Origin of the sequence: Corynebacterium sp. HMSC072A02 (genome assembly GCF_001810085.1) — a bacterium.
Lineage (GTDB): Bacteria > Actinomycetota > Actinomycetes > Mycobacteriales > Mycobacteriaceae > Corynebacterium > Corynebacterium hesseae.
Window position 1 is genome coordinate 1 of sequence record NZ_KV799803.1, and the last position, 1,023, is coordinate 1,023.

The 1,023-nt window shown below is 53.7% G+C and carries 1 protein-coding gene; it reads left to right on the forward strand.

Translation table 11 applies throughout. The annotated features are described in order from the left end of the window. Positions 1–332: 332 nt before the first annotated feature. A partial coding sequence (locus HMPREF2698_RS12755; protein WP_246819406.1) for a transposase occupies positions 333–1,023 on the forward strand: 691 nt, incomplete at its 3' end.

The following is a 1,023-nucleotide window of genomic DNA, read 5'->3' on the forward strand; positions in this document are numbered from 1 at the left end:
GGCCTAAACGACAGGATGTGTTGGTGAGGTTGGGTGGTTAGCTGGTCTGGCGTGCTGGTATTAGGATGATTTCACTTATCCGGAGGGATACCCCAGTCTCGGGCCGGAAATACTGCCGGGGAAGTGCCGGTGTGCTAGCTGCCTAGGTTCACGATGAGAGGATGAGTAAGAATCATCCTCGATGCCCCGTCTGTAGCGGGGTGTGCATCAAATACGGAACGACAAGTACTGGTCGCCAACGATGGCGATGCCTCACTTGCAAGGCCACTTTCACCCGCACCAATGACGACGCAGTTCAAGCAAAATGGTTTCGCCTTTTCATCTCGTGGCTCATGTCAGGCCACAGCCTGACAGAGACAGCTAAGACCTGCGGAGTTTCATCACGAACTCTGCAACGCCGGTTCAAAACGTTCTGGCTTATCCAACCTCCCCGAAGCGTTGATAAGCAGCGAATCTACGATCAAATCTTCATCGACGGCACCTACTTCAACACCAAGTGCCTTGTCGTGGCTGCTGACTCCTGCCATGTCATCAACTGGTTCTGGTGCACTAAGGAATCCTCCTGGTCATACATGCGCCTGCTGGACGAACTAGCCCCACCACAACTGGTGACCTGTGATGGGGATTCCGGAGGACTTAAAGCACTACGCCGCCTGTGGCCTGATACCCCGGTTCAACGCTGCATTGTCCACGTCAAACGCAACATTCAGCGCGCCACAGGCCTGCACCCCACCTCGCCGATGGGCAAAGCACTGCGACGGCTTTCCTTCGAACTGCTAGCCGTTACCAACCTAGATGAAGCAGCCGAATGGACTGCCAAGCTACACCAATTCGGCACTGTATTTAGCGCCCAGCTCAAAGCCAGAACTTACGTCAAAGACGTCCCTTTCGAGCAGATTCCTAAATCCAAACGTGGCAACAAAAAATGGTGGTACACCCACGATGTTCACCGCGGAATCTACCTACAGCTGAAGAAAATGAGTCAACACGGACACCTCTTTGCCTACCTCACCCAAGCTAAAG